A 16,087-nucleotide genomic window follows, 5' to 3' on the forward strand; every position below is an offset into this window, starting at 1 on the left:
ACCCCCCCCCCCCCCCCCCCCCCCCCCCCCCCCCCCCCCCCCCCCCCCTCCCCCCTCCTCCCCCCCCCCCCCCCCCCCCCCCCCCCCCCCCCCCCCCACGCGGGCGCCACGGGTCAGCCGGTGGTGACGACCATCCGGAAGCGGGCGGCGCCGGCCAGCATCCGCTCGTAGGCCGCGGTGATCCCCTCCAGCGGCACCGTCTCGACCATCGGGCGGATGCCGTGGAGCACGCTGAACTCCATGGTGTCCTGCACGTCCCGCGCGGTGCCCGAGGGATGACCGCGGATGATCTTGCCGCTCATCAGCAGCTGGTTCGGGCTGATGCCCAGCGGTGCGGCGTCCGCGCCGATCACCACCAGCTCGCCCCGGGCCGCCAGACCGTCCACGGTCGCCGTGATGGCCTCGGAGTTGGCGGCCGTGCCCAGGACCACCTGCGCGCCGCCGAGCGCCCGCAGCGCCTCCCCGACGCCGCCGCCCGCCGTGCTGTCGACGTAGTGGTGCGCGCCGAGCTCCTTGGCGAAGTCCGCCTTGGCGGCCCCGCGGGCGATGGCCACGGTCTCGAAGCCCATGGCGACGGCGTACCGCACCGCCAGGTGCCCGAGGCCGCCGATGCCCAGCACCGCGACCAGGTCGCCCGGCTCGGCGGAGCTGCGCCGCAGCCCGTTGAACGTGGTGACGCCCGCACAGCCCAGCGGGGCAGCCTCGGCCGCCGACAGCCCGTCGGGGATCCGGGCCAGGGCGTCCACCGGCACGACCACCGCGTCGGCGTAGCCCCCGTCGTAGGCCCAGCCGGGCACCTTCAGGGTGTCGCAGACGATGAAGTCGCCCTGCCGGCAGCGCCGGCAGTGGCCGCAGCTGCCGCCGAACCAGCCGACCGCGACCCGGTCGCCCACCTGCCAGCCGTCGTGGACGGCCTCGCCCACGGCCTCGACGCGCCCCGCGATCTCGTGGCCCGGCACCAGCGGGAAGCGCACGCCGGGCAGCAGGGCGTCCACGAAGGCGGTGTCGCTGTGGCAGATCCCGCAGGCCTCCACCGCCACCCGGACGTGGCCCGGGCCGGGCTGCGGCACGTCCCGCTCGACGATCTCGAAGCGACCGCCGGCGGCCGGGACCTGCGCGACTCGATAGGAACTCATCCGGACCTCTCCCAAGCACTGGCACGACCGGGTACTGATGCGCACGACCGGGTACGGGCACGACCAGGTACGGGCACGACCGGGTGCGGGTACGGCATCCCGTGCGGAAGGCACATCCGCACCCAGCAGAGCAGTTTCGGCCCGATCGCGCACGGCGGGCGAGGGCGTAGGCGGCGACCCGCACCCCTGCGCGGGGGCGTTTCACCTCCCCGTGCCCGGGCAGGCGCGGGCCGTGCGGGACGGCGGGCAACAGTCGCCTCCCGGTGGGCGCGCACCGGCGATCGCGCGTCCGCGCGGCTCGCGTGCGAGCCGCGGCGCCGAGGGGGGATCCCGTGAGAGGAGTGGCCGTGAAGGCTCTGACCTGGCAAGGAAGGCGGGACGTACGGGTCGAATCGGTGCCCGATCCCGTGGTCGAGGACCCGACCGACGTCATCGTGAAGATCACCACCACCGGACTGTGCGGATCGGACCTCCACCTCTACGAGGTCCTCGGCCCGTTCCTGGATCCGGGCGACATCCTCGGCCACGAACCGATGGGCGTGGTCCAGGAGGTCGGCCCCGAGGTGACCGCCGTCCGGCCCGGCGACCGGGTCGTGGTGCCCTTCAACGTCTCCTGCGGCACCTGCTTCACCTGCGCGCAGGGTCTGCACTCGCAGTGCGAGACGACCCAGGTCCACGAGTACGGCACCGGGGCGTCACTGTTCGGGTACACGAAGCTCTACGGCCAGGTGCCCGGTGGGCAGGCCGAGCTCCTGCGCGTACCGTTCGGCAACACGCTGCCCATCAAGGTGCCGCAGGGCCCACCCGACGACCGGTACGTCCTGCTCTCCGACGTCCTCCCGACCGCCTGGCAGGCCGTGGAGTACGCCGACGTGCCCGACGGCGGCAGCCTGGTCGTCCTGGGTCTCGGGCCGATCGGCGACATGTGCACCCGGATCGCCGCCCACCGCGGCGCCGGCCAGGTGATCGGGGTGGACCTCGTACCGGAACGCCTGGAGCGGGTCCGCGCCCGCGGGACCACCGTCCTCGACCTCGACCGGCACGGCAAGGGCCTGGCCGACACGATCCGTGAGATGACCGAGGGCCGCGGCCCGCACGCCGTCATCGATGCCGTCGGCATGGAGGCGCACGGATCGCCGGCCGCGACCCTCGCCCAGCAGTCCACGGCCCTGCTGCCGAGCGCCCTGGCCGCCCGGCTCATGCAGCACGTCGGAGTGGACCGCCTCCACGCCCTCCACCTCGCCATCGACATCGTCCGCCGCGGCGGCACCATCTCCCTGTCCGGGGTCTACGGCGGCATGACCGATCCGCTCCCGATGCTCACCCTGTTCGACAAGCAGATCCAGCTGCGCATGGGCCAGGCCAACGTCCACCGCTGGTCCGACGACATCCTCCCGCTGCTCTCCGACGACGACCCGCTGGGCGTGGAGGCCTTCGCCACCCACCATCTCCCGCTCGCCGAGGCGCCCGACGCCTATCGCCTCTTCCAGAAGAAGCAGGACGGTGCCGTCAAGATCCTCTTCAACCCCTGATCCCCACTCCCGCTGATCCCCGTCCCCGACTGATCCCCGTCCCCGACGCCGCACCGGCGTGACCGCTCCCGGGAGCCCCCATGTCCCGAACGCCGCACCGCTTCGCCGACCGGACCGCCCTGGTCACGGGCTCGTCGCGAGGCCTCGGCCTGCTCATCGCCCAGGAACTCGCCCGGCGCGGCTGCCGGGTGATGCTCTGCGCCCGCGACCCGCGCGAGCTCGGATTCGCCGAGAGCCGTCTGCGTGCCGAGGGCGCCGAGGTGGCGTCCGTGGTCTGCGACATCACCGACGAGTCCGCCCCGCGCGCGTTGCTGGACGCGGTGCACGACCGCTTCGGGCCCCTGGACGTCCTGGTCAACAACGCCGGCATCATCCAGGTCGGCCCCTTGGACGCGTTGCGGGAGGAGGACTTCCGCGAGGCGATGGAGACGATGCTCTTCGCCCCCTTGCGGCTGACCCTCGCGGCCCTGCCCGACCTGCGGGCCGGTACGGCCGGCACGCTGGTGAACATCTCCTCCGTCGGCGGACGCATCGCCGCACCCCACCTGCTCCCGTACGCCACCGCGAAGTTCGCCGCGGCCGGTCTGTCGCAGGGACTGCGGGCCGAACTCGCCGGAGCGGGAGCCGGAGCCGGAGCGGGCAAGGGGGCCGGGGTCAGTGTCACCACCGTGCTGCCCGGCCTGATGCGAACCGGCTCGCACGCCGCGGCCCGCTTCCACGGCAGGCCCGGCGCCGAGTACAGCTGGTTCGCCGCGGCCGCGTCGCTCCCCCTGCTGTCCATGGACGCGGAGCGCGCCGCCCGCGCCATCGTCCGGGCCGCCGAGCGCCGCAGGCCCGAACTCGTCCTCACCCCGGCGGCCAAGGTGGGCGTCCGGCTCCAGGGCCTCGCTCCCGCCACCACGACCCGCCTGCTCGGCCTCGCCGCACGGATCCTGCCGGGGCCGGGGCAGGACCCGCGCCGCAACGTCCGCGGGTCCCGGGCCGCGGTCGACTCGCCGCTCCCCGCAGCCGTCACCGTGCTCGGCGACCGCGCGGGGCGCCGCTACGGCGAACCCGGACCCGGCCGCTGACGAGCTCCGGGCGGCCCGCCGATCCCGGCGGCGTGTCTGGTCCGTCGCCGCCGGCCCGCGCCGGCCCGCGCCGGGTCGCGCCGGCGGGGCGGCCGCCGCCGGTGGCGGTTCGGCGGCGGCTGCGGCGTCAGACCAGCCGGTCGCGATCGCGGGCGGCGACGGCGCGCACCCGGGCGGCGAACTGACCACGGCTGCGCTGCTGGTGCAACTCCTCCGCGGCCTCCTCGTCGTCCTCGTGGGCGGGGGTCTCCGGGGTCGCGTCCTCGTCGTGGTCGGCGTCGGTGTACTGGTCGTGGAGGAGCCAGCAGCCGTGGATGCCGGCGAGGAGGTCTTCGAGGAGGTCGCGGGCGGGGCGCCGCGGGTCGAGGGGGGTCAGGCGCACGCCGGCGTCCTCCGGGTCGAGGCCCCCGTCGCCGTCGTCCTCCGAGTACTCGGCGAGGGCCTCCTCGAAGTCGTTGAGCTGGTCCCGCAGGGCGGTGGGGTCGGGCAGCAGACCGTCGGCCACCTGCAGGGCGTGCCGGACGAGCCCGGCGACGGCGTCGTGCGGGGACGCTCCGGCGTCGATGAGTTCGAGGACGAGGGTGGGGGTCTCGTGGGCGAGGGCCTCGATGGCGTCGGCTTCGAGCACGACGGTGGCGCGGTCGTGGCCGGAGGCCTCGGCGGCGATCTCGGCGGCGGCGGTGAGCCAGTGGGCCGCGGCGACGGCCGCGGCGGTGGGGTCGATGCCGGAGAAGAGCTCAGCCGGGCCGAACGGGTCCTGACGGAAGAGGTGGTCGGCGGCGGCGACCTGGGCGGGCGAGGCGTCCTCGCGGCTGAGCAGGACGGCCTGCTGGGCGCGGCCGGAGAGGTCGCCGAGTTCGGCGCTCTCCACGGCGGCGAGCTCCTGGGCGGCCTCGGCCAGGACGGTCGCGGTGAGTTCCGGGTCGCCCAGGGCCACCAGGGCACGGCCGATCCGGTTCGCGGACTCCACCAGGGGGCTGTAGGAGACGGTCAGCATCCCGCCCTGGGGCAGGTTGGGGCGGGCGACGGCGGCGGCGACCTCGGCGAAAGCCTCGCGCTCCCGCTCGCGCCGCCACCCCTCGCTGCCGGACTCCAGGGAGTCGGCGGCGCTGGCCGGGTGGGTGTAGGTGCGCCAGGCCGCCTCGGACAGCTGGGTGAGCGTGCCGGCCAGGCGCAGCAGCGCGGCGGTGTCGGCCTCGGCGGGAAGGACGGCGACGCGGGCGGAGAGGTCGCCGCCGCCGGTTCCCCAGGCGGCGATCAGCTCGTGCCGGGCGGGGTCGACACTGTAGCGGGTCATGGCGGCGCTCCTTCGGATCGTGTCGGCGCACCGACTGGCCTGAGGTGATTCTGGCGTGCGCCGCGGCCGGGGGTGAGCTTTTCCGCCCGGTGACGCACCGCACGAGGACGGGGTACTTCGGCGGAGCCTGCGGCACCCAGCCGACTTCGTCGGTGCAGCCCGCCCTCGGCTACGTCAGGTCCTTGCGCATCAACGTGCACACGGTCTCGTACCGTTCGACCGAGCCCTCCGCAGTCTCCACCTCCCAGGAGTCCGGTTCGCGGCCGTAGGCCCGGTAGCCGAGCCGCTCGTAGAGGGCGCGGGCCCTGGGGTTGCCCTCCTCCACGCCCAGTTCGGCCACCGTCAGGCCCCGGGCGGTGATCCGGGCCTCCGCGGAGGCGATCAGCAGGGTGCCGATGCCGCACGACCGGAGCGCCGGATGGACGCCGAGCTGCCAGAGCGTGCCGGCACCGCTCCGGACCGTGTAGTCGACGCCGCCGATCGCCACCGGCAGGCCGGCGGGCCCGTGCACGGCCAGGTAGTCGACCTCACCGCGCTCGGCCCGCCGCACCTGGTCGGCGAGCCGGCGCACGTGCAGGGCGGAGCCCGCCCAGCCGCACGAGGGCAGGTCCTCGTGGGTGAGATCGCGCACGGACAGCGAGACCCTGATGTCGGTCACCTGGACCACCTCCAGCCTGAGAGGCTCCACCACATGGCGGCGAGGCGCAACACCATTCGAGGCATCCAACCCGGGGCGGGGCGTTCGTCGCTCGTGCCGCGTGGCGCCCGGCTGGGTCAGGGCGCGGCGGGAGGCGGCGTCGCTCCCGTGGTGAGCTGCGCGCGGACCCGGGCGGCGAGAGCGGACATGTCGGCCGGGAACCGGGCTTCGAGGTCGATGCCGGTCTCCTCGGCGATCACCAGGAGGGAGAACAGGCAGTCCGACAGCTCGTGGGCGAGCAGCTCGCGGCCGCCCGCCACGTCGGTGCGGTGGCCCTCGTGGGCCATCACCAGCTTCGCTAGGTCGCCCACGTCGCCCACGAAACCGAGCGCGTAGTCGGTGAGGTCCCACCGGCGGCCGAGCCGCTGCTCGTTCAGCCGGTCGTAGGACTCGCGGACTTCGCGCACCGCGTCGTGCAGCCGCTCCCGCTCGGACATGGCCGGCTCCCGTAGGACGGCGCCGGGCATGCGTCGTCATCACGTCGACGCGCGCCCGGCGATTCACCTGGGTTGCTGTCAGCCGCCTGTTATATGACGCCCCATCAGTTCTGGCAAGTCGGTTCCCGGCCGAACCTCTCCCGAGGGATTCACCCTGCGGTACGTCGGGCAGTCCCATGGCATCGCGGGTTTCGCCCCGACCCCGGTCGGCGGCGGGGTCGGGGCGACGGTGGCCGCGTTCAGGCGACGCTGTCGCGCCGACGGCGGCGGAGGAGGGCGAAGGCGCCACCCGCGAGCGCCAGTGCCACGCCCGAACCGCCGACGAGCACGGGTGTCGAGGAAGGGGCGGCTGCCGACTTCTTCGCTACGCCGTAGCCGCTGGACATGCCCGCGGTGTCGTACACCGAGCCGGGCAGCTTGTCGGCGTACCGGGCCTTGACCAGCTTCTGGTAGGTGCTCAGCGAGACCGCCGACTGGCCGTCCAGCCCCTGCCGCGCCTGGTCGTTGAGCGGTTCGACCGTGGTGAGCTTCAGCTGGTACCAGCCGCGGATCTGCGGCTCGGAGAACACCAGCGTCCCCACCGTGGCCCTGCCCGCGAACGTGGCGTCGCTGTCGCCCTCGCGCACGGCCGCCAGGTGCCACCCGCCGCCCTGCGTGGGGGCGAGCATGACGGTGGCGTTCCGCCCGTTGACCGGGGCGTTCAGCGCGGAGACCAGATAGCTCAGCTTGACCGCCTCGGTGGCGATCGGCAGGGACGTCCCCGCGGCGAAGCCGGGAGTGATCTCGTTCAGCGCCAACGGGTCCTTGACGGTGAACGCCGGCAGGCCCTCGCACGGGTCGGCCTTGTCGGGGATCGCCTGCGGTGCGCCGACCGCGTCCCCCTGGGGCACCGGCACGCTGAGGAAGCGGCAGACGGTGGCGCGGACGTCGGCCGACTTCACCAGGTCGAGGGCGGCCTGGTAGTCCGGGATGTCCGCCGGGAGCGGGTCCATGGGCGCGGTCGCGTGGGCGGGGCCTGCGACTGTCAGCAGCGCAGCTGCGCTCAGTACCAGGCCGGTGGTCAGGCGGGAGCGGCGGGATGCCGCCCGCTTGCTGGACATTCTTGCTCGGTGCATGCCGCCTGCCTTAACGGGAGATGCCGATCCGGGAGTGGGTCCACTTGAACGAGCTGTTGCTGACGTAGTCGTTGTAGTTCCACCACGTGTAGGTGGCGGTGTCCGGCCACGGGTCGGCGACGCCGATGGTGTTGTTCGACGTGTCGAAGCCGTAGACGACGTTCATGTGGCCACCGCCGGACGTCCACCCGATGCGGGCGGCGACCGGGCGGGCCGCCTTGACGTCGGTGTAGACCTGGTTGAACGTGGCCGCGCTGTTCAGGCCCGAGCCGGGGTGGGCCATGCCGAGGCTGTTCCAGCCCCTGGCCATGTCGTCGAGTGTGGCGGGCTGGTTGTTGCAGCCGTAGGAGGGCTGGGCCCGGGTGCAGAAGTCCGTCTGTGTGCTGCCGTAGCCCTGGAACTTGGCGATCGTCAGCCCGGAGGCGACCCAGCACCACTGGGTCTTCTCCTGTTTGTACATGCCGATGTTGTCCTGCCCCGCCTCGGCGTGGGCCGGGCTCCCTACGGCGGCGAGCAACCCCGAAACCGTCAGTGCGACGGCCATCGTCGTGGCCGCGAACGTGGATCTGCCCATCTTCCTGCCTTCCCGCGAAGGTGCGATGCGTGCCGGGGGATCTGGCGCAGCTATGACAGCACGAATTCGCGCTGTCACCCATGGTGTGTATAGAAACTGCACCTACAAGGATGAATCGTCATATATGCAGGGCCGACGACGCCGAGGACCTCACACCGGGGGAGGTGATCCCCGCGGTGCGGTTCCACGGCAGGGCCGGGGCGGGCGCGGGCGTCATCGCGGCTCACCCGGCCGGCGGGAGAGCGGGGGCGGCGGGGGATCGAGGCGGACGAGGTGGTGGTCGACTCCGCCGTCCGGCCGGTGCACCGTCCGGTAGGCGTACGGGGGCGGCGCTGCCGGGGAGGACGGCGACGCCCTCCTCCACGACGTTCTGCTGCCGCGCGATCGCGCGCAGCCGCAGGTCGGCGTCGTCCGGCAGGTGCGGGTCGGGCGGTCGGCGGTGTCGGCCCACCGGTCTCACGCGCCGACGAGCGCACGGGGGTCGGACCCTTCGCCGCCCCAGCCGTGGGTGGAGAAGCCGCGGCCCCCTCCCCGGTAGAGCGTGAGGGCGGCGTGGGCGGTGGCAAACATCGGCAGCGGTGGCGCGTCGACCGGGGACCAGTGGGCGCCGAGGTGCTTGTCCGGCTCGGAGTTCGTCAGTTCACCGCTCCAGGCGGTGGCGAGGAACACCGACAGCAGGAACGGGCCCTCGCCGTCCCAGCCCTGGCGGACCTGGATCGTGTGCACGAGCCGTAGGCCCGCGGGATCGGTGATCAGCCCGGTCTCCTCCCGCAACTCGCGGGCGGCGGCCTCGTCGAGCCGCTCGCCCTCCTCGACCTTGCCGCCGGGGATCGTCCACGCCGGCGTCGCGCGCCAGCCGTGCGCGGCGTAGCGGAGAGTCGCGACCAGATCTCGGTCCTGGTCGTGGACGATGACGGACACGGCCTGGCGAAGGATCTCCACGGTGCTACCTCCGGGACTGCTCGGCTGACGGGGACTCGCGGTGGTCGGCGGGGTGCGGCGGCGGGCCACCCGTGCTCAGGCCGGCCGGCGCGCCGTCTGGCCGGCGGTGAGCGTCAAGTGTGCTATGGGTGTGTCGAGTTCGCGCGGTCACCTCGGGTCGGGTGGCGTCTGATGATGGTGCTGTTCGAGTGCGGCGTTCAAGCGGATTTCCGTCGGGCGTGCCCGGGGCGAACGGGGACTCTTCGAGCACCGTGCGCGCTTCCGGGGACGCCCCGAGGTGGTCGCGAGGGAGTGCGGCGAGGGTGGCGGAGCCCAGCGCACAGGCGGCGAGCGCGCGTTCGAGCGCTGGCGGACCGTGCGGCTTCGCGCCGGTGGCGGGTGCTCGTCGGGTGAGGGGGGTGCGCGGCGGACAGTCGTCGGCGGATTCACCCGTTCGGCTGGCGAGCTGCCCGGGAAGGTTTGGGGCGTCGGCATGTCGGGGTCGGCGGTCGGTCCGCAGACGTACCGCCCGCGGACCTCCGGGTCGCCGCCGAGATCGGGGACAGTCACCTGATGGAGCGTCAAAATGACGATTGTGCCCGCACCTTCCTTACGACACCTTTAAGCTTCCGCTGAATGGCGGGTGCTCCGTCACTCCACACGGCTCCTCACGCGGCCGGGCGCAGGCCCTCGACGATGAGAGTGGGAATGACATCTACAAGTGATCGGTTGAACGGCTCCGCGCGCGGGCCGGGTTGGGGGCGGTCGGGTTCGCCCGGCCGCCGGGCCGTGGCGAGAACCGCGGCAGTGGCACTGGGGATCGCGGGCTGCTCGCTGGCCGTCGCGCCGGCGGCGTTCCCGCAGTCCGGCGACGGGTCGGTGACGGTCCGGGTGGTGCGGGCGGTGGACACGAGCGGGGTCTGGACGCCGGCGCTGGAACCCGGGCTCGCGGGTGTCACGGTGACGCTCACCGATGACGCCGGCACCGCGGTCCAGGGGGCGACGGCGGCGGACGGCACGGTCACCCTCGCCCCGGCGGCGAAGCTGTCCGGCGGCAAGTACCGCGTCCAGGTGGTGAACCCGAAGCCGGGCGTGCTGTACCCGGCCTTCGCCTCCCGGGAGGGACTGGACGGCGCTCCGAACAAGCTGAGCAGCAACGAGGAGTTCGTCGACCTCTCCGGCGGCAAGAACGTCGCGTTCACCACGGGGCTGTGGAACCCCGGTGACTACTGTCAGAAGAACGCACCGCTGGTGACGACCTGTCAGCCCGCCGCGCGCGAGGGCGGCGCCCAGCGCACGCTGGTGTCGTTCCCCTACAGCGCGCGCGGCCAGGACGGCGTGGACGTGAACGCCACGGACATCGCCACCGACGCCGAGACCGGCACGCTCTACGGCATCGGGTGGAACCGGTCCGACCGGCGGGTCTTCTCCTCCGCGCTGGCCAAGCGCACCACCGACTACGGTCCGGGCGGCGCCGGGGCGATCTACGTCACCGACCTCGCCCAGAAGAGGACGACCCTGTTCACCACCGTCCCGGAGGCCGGTGCGACGGTCCACGGCGGTGGCACCGACGACGCCTTCCTCGGCGTGCCGGGCAAGGAGAGCCTGGGCGGCCTCAAGATCACCGACGACGGCCGGGACCTCTTCGTCGTCAACCTCAACGACCGCAGGCTCTACCGCTACGACGCCACCGCGCCCACCGCGGCGGCGCCGAAGGCCTCCTACGCCGTCCCGGATCCGGGCTGCCCGGCGGCTGGGGACTGGCGCCCGTTCGGCCTGGGCCTCCAGGACGGCAAGGGCTACCTCGGCGGGGTGTGCTCCGGCGAGTCCACCGGCAAGGTCGCCGACCTCCGGGCGGTCGTCCTGCCGTTCGACCTCGCCACCGGGGTGTTCGGCAAGCCGGTGCTGGACCAGCCGCTCGACTACCCGCGGCAGTCGACCGTCGGCGGTGGCCCGTGCGACGGCGCGGGCTGGTTCCCGTGGACCAGCACCTACCCGACGTCGCAGAACGGCAACCCGTGCGGCGCCTCCACCATCGCCAACCCCGAGCCCGAGCTGGGCGAGATCGCCTTCGAGACCGACGGCTCGATGCTGCTGGCCTTCCGCGACCGCTTCGGCGACCGCGCCCCGGCCGCCCCCGCACCGGGCTCCGTCGCCGTCGTCATGTCCGGCGGCGACCTGAACAAGGCCTGCCCGGCGGGCGGCACGTTCGTGCTGGACACCAACAACGGCTGCGGGCTGTCCCCCCGGGGCACCCGGTTCTTCGACACCAGCTGGGGCGGCCACCGCAACACGGCGTTCGCCGGCATGGCGCTCTCCAAGGCCGAGAACACCATCGCGGTCTCCGCCTTCGACCCCAACCACACCGCCTTCGGGTACGGCACGTCGTTCCTCCAGCGCGACGGGCAGCAGGACCCGAAGTTCGGCCTGCGGCTCAACCCGCCGGGAACGGTGGCCCCGTTCGGCAAGGGCGCGTCGATGGGCGACCTGGAGGTCCTCTGCGATCAGGCGCCGCTGCAGATCGGCAACCGGGTCTGGTACGACCCGGAGCGCACCGGCGTCCAGCGGCCGGGCCAGCGCCCCGTCCCGGGCGCGACCGTCCACCTCTACGACGAGTCGGGGAAGCTCGTCGGCACGACGAGGACGACCACCCGTGGCGAGTACTACTTCGACGACTCCGACGTGGACGGCGGCCTCAAGCCGCGCACCAAGTACACCATCAGGCTGGACAACCCGGCCGACTACGCCAAGGGCGGCCCCCTGTACCAGTGGGTGCCCACCGACGCGGACGTCGGCGACAACCACTTCATCGACTCCAAGGGCGTCGTCCCCGACGGCGGACGGTTCCCCGAACGGGCGCTGACCACCGGCGGGCCGGGCGAGAACGACCACACCTTCGACTTCGGGTTCCGCCGGCAGGAGGGCGTGCTGCGCCTGGTCAAGCACGACCAGGACGGCAAGCCGCTGGCGGGGGCGAGGTTCCAGCTGTGGCACGAGACGAACGGCACCGACGGGCTGCAGCCCACCGGTGACAAGCCGGACGCGAAGCTGGGGAGCCCGTGCACCACCGGCGCCGACGGCCTGTGCCGGGGCGCCGGTGAGCCGGGGACGTACTACTGGCAGGAGCTCAGCCCGCCCGAGGGCTACGCGGCGCCGGACACCACGGTGTTCGGTCCGCTGGTGCTGACGTCCGAGAACCTCGCGGACGGCGTCTCGGTCACGGCGGTCAACCGGCTGCTGCCCACCCCGTCGCCCACCCCCACGCCGACGACGCCGGCCGCGACGCCGACCCCGACGGAGACGGCCGGCGTCCCGCCCGCGTCGAACCCGCCGGAGCCGCCCGTCGTGCCGGCCGCCGCACCGGGCCCGCCGCGGCCCGCGCCGGGTTCGCCCCTGGCGAGCACCGGCACGGGGCCGCTCGTACCGATGGCCCTCGTCGCCGTGGCGCTCACGGCGCTCGGCGGGGTGCTGGTAGGACTGCGCGGGCGTAGGGCCCGGCACCGGTAACACCCCGGCCCGGCCGTCGGAGCCCGACGGGCCGGCGGCCGGCAGGGGCGGATCGGGCGGGTTCGCGGACCATCGGGTCCGCGAACCCGCCCGAGTGTGTCACCGACGTGAGAGAAGGCACGGTCATGGCCCGGAGCAAGTCCGGCGACAAGACGGCCGGGCGGAAGCCCGGTGACAGCACGGCCGGGACGAAGCCCGGCGACAAGACGGCCGGGAGGAGGCCCGGCGGTTTCACGGCCCGGTGGAAGTCCGGTGGCGCCCGCACGCCGCCGCGGGCCGGCTGGCTCAGGGCACTGCTGGCGGTCGCCGTGTGCGGGGCCGCCACGGGCGGCGTGGTCGTCTACCGGAACGTGTCCGACAGCACCACCAGCCGGCCGGTGACCGTCGACGAGGCATCGCGCATCGCGGTGTCGCGCCTCAACCTGTACCAGGCGAGCCCGGCGACGGTGACCCTCACCGCCGCCGAGGGCGGTGGCGTGGTGGTGCGGGTGGAGGGGGTCGTGGACTACCGCACGCACCGGGCGGCGGGCAGTTACCGGGTCACCGGGCCCACGGGTGAGCTGGACCACGGGCTGATCGTGTGGGACGGCGCCGGCCTGGGGCTGGCGCGGCAGGCGGGTGGTGGCGGCGGCGGGCCGGCCTGGCAGCAGGCCGAGCACATCCCCCGCCCGGGCTGGTCGCCGCGCGGCTACACGGCGGACCCCCTGGACTCCGGCCTCCAACTGCTGATCCAGCTGGGCGCGGACCGGCCCGACAACCCGTTGCTGCTCGCGCAGTCCGGTCCGCGATGGCTGGGCCGCGACCTGATCGACGGCCGGAGCTACGACCGGTTCTCCGGGCCGCGCTCCGGCGACGCCGCGCACGGGGCGGGGGCCGACGGTGAGTTGTCGCCGCTGACCTACTGGATCGACGGTGACGGCGGTCTGCGGCGGGTGACGATGCGGATGCCAGGCCTCGGCACCCCGACGACCGTCGAGATCACCGGGCGCGACGAGGCGGCGAAGCTGCCCGAGGCACCCTGGGCCGCCGGCTGACACGCCGATGCCGGCCGGGCGCCGCCGGGTCCCCCCGGGATCCCCGAACGGCGGGCAGCGCTGTCGGCCGGCCGGGCTCAGGCCGGTCCGGCTCAGTTCGGCTGCGGCATGGCGGCGACGTCGGTCGGCAGCGGGTAGCGGTTCGGATCGACCGGGCCGGGCAGGTCCGTCGCCGGGCGGCCGGGCGCGGTCGGATCGGGCATCGACGGCTGGGCGGGCGGCACGGGCACGGAGTTGAACGGTGTGCCGGGCGGTGGTTCGACGGGGGCCGGCCGCCCGGCCGGGACGGCCTGGCGCGCGGCGGCGCCGCACCCGGCCACATCCTCCAGGCCGTTCGGGCTCTGCGTCGCGGGCGAGTTGCCGGTGAAGCAGTTCGCGGGATCGGTCGAGGCCAGCACGAGGTCGACGCCGTTGGCCGTGGCGTGGTTGCCCTCGACGCGGTTGCCGACGGCGGGGTGCCCGGGCGGGTCGGTGATGACGACCCCGGCCGCGCGGTTGTCCCGGACGAGGTTGCGCAGCACCTGGTTCGCGGTGCCGCCGCCGATGCCGATGCCGATCCCGAAGCCGCCGTCGGCCTGCTCGGGCGAGTCCGCGGCGTTGTTGCCGGCGATCACGTTGCCGGCGATCACCGCGCCGTGCTGCGGGGCGAGGGCCTCCAGGTCGTTGGAGTTGACCGTCACGCCGACGCGGTTGCCGACCACGCGGTTGCCGAGCACCGTCAGGTTGTCCGAGGCGTTGGTGATCTCGATGCCGACCGCGTTGCGTTCGACCGTGTTGCCGCGCACCAGCGTGTCGCAGGGCTTGCACTGGCCGACGTAGATGCCGGAGTCGGCGCCGCCGGAGGCGTAGGAGTCCTCGATGACGCCGCCGCGAGCGTCGAAGGCGTAGATGCCGTAGAGCCCGTTGTTGTACGCCGTCACCCGGGAGGCCCGGAAGCCCTGCACCGGCGGGAAGCGGACGGTGTCCAACGGGTCGTAGGCCGAGCCGCCGGCGCCGTGGCGCTGCAGTTGGTCGTCGGTGACCCCGGTGAACAGGACGCCGTTGGCGAGGTAGCCGCGGACGGTGAGGTTCTCCACCACCGCGCCGGCGCCGGTGACGGTGATGCCGTTGACGAGCCGCACCCCGCCGTCGAGGACCACCGCGTTCCGGTCCGTGCCGCGCACGACCACCCGCGGCACGGTGACCCGCACGCTCTCGCGGTACACCCCCGGCTGGATCAGCACGGTGTCACCCTCGCGCGCGATGTCCACCGCCTGCTGCACCGTGGCGAAGTCCTCCGGTACGCGAACAACGTTCCCGGCCGGATGCGGTTTCCCGGACGGCTCGGAATCCGTCGCCGAGCACCCCGTCGCCGCCACCGCGACCAGGGTGACCAGCACCGACAGGCGTCTCGGCAGCGAAGCCCGGAATGCGGCGGGCCGGGCGGCCCGAGCGGACGACAGGCGCTGAGGAGAGGGGATTTGCATGATACGTGTTCTATCGTCTCCAATATCGGCCATGCATACCGAACCGGGAAATCCGCAGGAACCGGCACGACCAGCCGCGGCCGGTTTGGGACGCAGGGCCGTGCTCGCGGCGGGCGCGGTGCTGGCCGCCGGGATCGGCGCGGCCGCCGAGGCGCTGGTGGGCGACGTCCTGACGCCGGACGACCGGTCGCACCCCGCCGGCCCGCCGCCCGGGTCGGCGGTCCCCTTCCACGGGCCCCGGCAGGCCGGGGTGACGGAGCCTCAACTGCCCGTCGCACAGCTGCTGTCGTTCGGCCTCCCGGCGACCACCGCGGCCGCGGACCGGCAGACCCTCCGCGCCGTCCTCGACGCGCTGACCCGCACCCTCTCCGGCGCGGCCGCCGGTACGCTGCCCGACCCGCGCCTGGGGACGGGCGTGCCGGCCCGGCTCGCCTCCCTGGTCGGCGTGGGTCCCGGACTCGCCTCCCGGCTCGGCCTGAACGTGCCCGCCGGACTGGCCGACCTGCCGCCGTTCCCCGGCGAGCGCCTCGACCCGGCGCGCAGCCACGGCGATCTGGTGGTCCAGCTGTGCGCCGCCGACCGCTGGACCCCGACCGTCGTCGCGGAACTGGCCACCGCCGCCGCGAAGGCCGCCGGCCTCGTCCCCCTCTGGACCCAGTCCGGCTTCCTGCCCCTCACGCCCCGGGGCGTGACACCGCGGAACCTGTTCGGCTTCAAGGACGGCACCGCCAATCCCGACGACGACGCCGCCCGGCAGTGGGTCTGGGGCCCGCCGGGGCCGCACGAGAACGGGACCGTCCTCGTGTACCGCCGGATCCGGATGGACGTCGACGGCTTCGCGGCGCTCCCCGGGGAGCGGCAGGACGCGGTGATGGGCCGCCGCGGCGGCGACGGCGTCCCGCTCACCGGTAACGCCGAGCACGACGACCCGGACATCTACGCCAAGAACCCGGACGGCTCCTACGTCATCCCCGCGTCCGCGCACGTCCGCCTGAGCAGCCCCCGTCTCGACGGCGGCGCCCGGATGCTCCGCCGCAGCTACAGCTACGACGACGGCCTCGACGACCGCGGCCTGCTGTTCTGCGCCTTCATGCGCGATCCCGCCCTGTTCACCCGGGTCCAGAACCGCCTGGCCGAACGCGACGCGCTGGGCCCGTTCGTCGAGCACCGGGCCTCGGCCGTGGCCTATGTGCTCCCCGGCGCCGCACCGGGCGGGACGCTCGGCGAGCAGCTCTGGGCGTAGGGCCGCCGGCGGTCGCGCCCGCCGGGGCCGGGTGAGAGCTCCGGCCCCCGGCACATCG

The 16,087-nt window shown here is 74.1% G+C and carries 13 protein-coding genes; 5 read left to right on the plus strand and 8 right to left on the minus strand.

The window, feature by feature from the left end:
• Positions 1 to 113: 113 nt before the first annotated feature.
• Positions 114 to 1,136: an alcohol dehydrogenase gene (locus tag ACZ4UX_RS20190; protein ID WP_465707642.1), complete on the minus strand. Its 1,023-nt coding sequence runs from the start codon at positions 1,134 to 1,136 to the stop codon at positions 114 to 116.
• A gap of 347 nt (positions 1,137 to 1,483) precedes the next feature.
• Between ACZ4UX_RS20190 and ACZ4UX_RS20195 the strand changes: the two genes are divergently transcribed.
• Both ACZ4UX_RS20195 and ACZ4UX_RS20200 read left to right on the plus strand, forming a co-directional pair.
• On the plus strand, positions 1,484 to 2,668 hold the full coding sequence (locus tag ACZ4UX_RS20195) for a zinc-dependent alcohol dehydrogenase (RefSeq protein ID WP_465707643.1): 1,185 nt from the start codon (positions 1,484 to 1,486) through the stop codon (positions 2,666 to 2,668).
• A gap of 80 nt (positions 2,669 to 2,748) precedes the next feature.
• On the plus strand, positions 2,749 to 3,738 hold the full coding sequence (locus tag ACZ4UX_RS20200; protein WP_465707644.1) for an SDR family NAD(P)-dependent oxidoreductase: 990 nt from the start codon (positions 2,749 to 2,751) through the stop codon (positions 3,736 to 3,738).
• 127 nt (positions 3,739 to 3,865) lie between these two features.
• Here the strand turns inward: ACZ4UX_RS20200 and ACZ4UX_RS20205 are convergent, their stop codons facing one another.
• From ACZ4UX_RS20205 to ACZ4UX_RS20230, 6 genes are all read right to left on the minus strand, one after another.
• Positions 3,866 to 5,035 carry a hypothetical protein gene (locus ACZ4UX_RS20205; protein ID WP_465707645.1) on the minus strand — a complete coding sequence of 390 codons (1,170 nt, stop codon included), beginning with the start codon at positions 5,033 to 5,035 and terminating at the stop codon, positions 3,866 to 3,868.
• A 169-nt stretch (positions 5,036 to 5,204) separates the two neighbouring features.
• On the minus strand, positions 5,205 to 5,693 hold the full coding sequence (locus ACZ4UX_RS20210) for a GNAT family N-acetyltransferase (protein WP_359808530.1): 489 nt from the start codon (positions 5,691 to 5,693) through the stop codon (positions 5,205 to 5,207).
• A 116-nt stretch (positions 5,694 to 5,809) separates the two neighbouring features.
• Positions 5,810 to 6,169, minus strand: a complete 360-nt coding sequence (locus ACZ4UX_RS20215) for a nucleoside triphosphate pyrophosphohydrolase family protein (protein WP_465707646.1) — start codon at positions 6,167 to 6,169, stop codon at positions 5,810 to 5,812.
• 239 nt (positions 6,170 to 6,408) lie between these two features.
• The gene (locus ACZ4UX_RS20220) at positions 6,409 to 7,284 is read right to left on the minus strand and encodes a hypothetical protein (RefSeq protein ID WP_465707647.1); all 876 of its coding nucleotides are present in this window, start codon (positions 7,282 to 7,284) and stop codon (positions 6,409 to 6,411) included.
• 10 nt (positions 7,285 to 7,294) lie between these two features.
• The gene (locus ACZ4UX_RS20225) at positions 7,295 to 7,858 is read right to left on the minus strand and encodes a papain-like cysteine protease family protein (RefSeq protein ID WP_329485435.1); all 564 of its coding nucleotides are present in this window, start codon (positions 7,856 to 7,858) and stop codon (positions 7,295 to 7,297) included.
• A gap of 456 nt (positions 7,859 to 8,314) precedes the next feature.
• The gene (locus tag ACZ4UX_RS20230) at positions 8,315 to 8,800 is read right to left on the minus strand and encodes an NUDIX domain-containing protein (protein WP_465707648.1); all 486 of its coding nucleotides are present in this window, start codon (positions 8,798 to 8,800) and stop codon (positions 8,315 to 8,317) included.
• Between the two features lie 786 nt (positions 8,801 to 9,586).
• Here ACZ4UX_RS20230 and ACZ4UX_RS20235 point away from each other — a divergent pair.
• Together ACZ4UX_RS20235 and ACZ4UX_RS20240 are read left to right on the plus strand one after the other, a co-directional pair.
• On the plus strand, positions 9,587 to 12,286 hold the full coding sequence (locus tag ACZ4UX_RS20235; protein WP_465707649.1) for an SdrD B-like domain-containing protein: 2,700 nt from the start codon (positions 9,587 to 9,589) through the stop codon (positions 12,284 to 12,286).
• 125 nt (positions 12,287 to 12,411) lie between these two features.
• Positions 12,412 to 13,320: a hypothetical protein gene (locus ACZ4UX_RS20240; protein WP_465707650.1), complete on the plus strand. Its 909-nt coding sequence runs from the start codon at positions 12,412 to 12,414 to the stop codon at positions 13,318 to 13,320.
• 92 nt (positions 13,321 to 13,412) lie between these two features.
• Here the strand turns inward: ACZ4UX_RS20240 and ACZ4UX_RS20245 are convergent, their stop codons facing one another.
• Positions 13,413 to 14,582 carry a right-handed parallel beta-helix repeat-containing protein gene (locus ACZ4UX_RS20245; RefSeq protein ID WP_465707651.1) on the minus strand — a complete coding sequence of 390 codons (1,170 nt, stop codon included), beginning with the start codon at positions 14,580 to 14,582 and terminating at the stop codon, positions 13,413 to 13,415.
• Between the two features lie 289 nt (positions 14,583 to 14,871).
• Here ACZ4UX_RS20245 and ACZ4UX_RS20250 point away from each other — a divergent pair, with 289 nt between their 5' ends.
• Complete coding sequence (locus ACZ4UX_RS20250; RefSeq protein WP_465707652.1) at positions 14,872 to 16,029, plus strand: Dyp-type peroxidase; 1,158 nt, start codon at positions 14,872 to 14,874, stop codon at positions 16,027 to 16,029.
• Positions 16,030 to 16,087: the final 58 nt, after the last annotated feature.

It is taken from the genome of Kitasatospora sp. NPDC028961, assembly GCF_055564815.1.

Excerpts from the sequence above, each read along its gene's own strand:
- ACZ4UX_RS20205 (WP_465707645.1), bottom strand. The coding sequence starts at position 5,035 with ATGACCCGCTACAGTGTCGACCCCGCCCGGCACGAGCTGATCGCCGCC.
- ACZ4UX_RS20240 (WP_465707650.1), top strand. The coding sequence starts at position 12,412 with ATGGCCCGGAGCAAGTCCGGCGACAAGACGGCCGGGCGGAAGCCCGGT.
- ACZ4UX_RS20200 (WP_465707644.1), top strand. The coding sequence starts at position 2,749 with ATGTCCCGAACGCCGCACCGCTTCGCCGACCGGACCGCCCTGGTCACG.
- ACZ4UX_RS20190 (WP_465707642.1), bottom strand. The coding sequence starts at position 1,136 with ATGAGTTCCTATCGAGTCGCGCAGGTCCCGGCCGCCGGCGGTCGCTTC.
- ACZ4UX_RS20220 (WP_465707647.1), bottom strand. The coding sequence starts at position 7,284 with ATGCACCGAGCAAGAATGTCCAGCAAGCGGGCGGCATCCCGCCGCTCC.
- ACZ4UX_RS20225 (WP_329485435.1), bottom strand. The coding sequence starts at position 7,858 with ATGGGCAGATCCACGTTCGCGGCCACGACGATGGCCGTCGCACTGACG.
- ACZ4UX_RS20215 (WP_465707646.1), bottom strand. The coding sequence starts at position 6,169 with ATGTCCGAGCGGGAGCGGCTGCACGACGCGGTGCGCGAAGTCCGCGAG.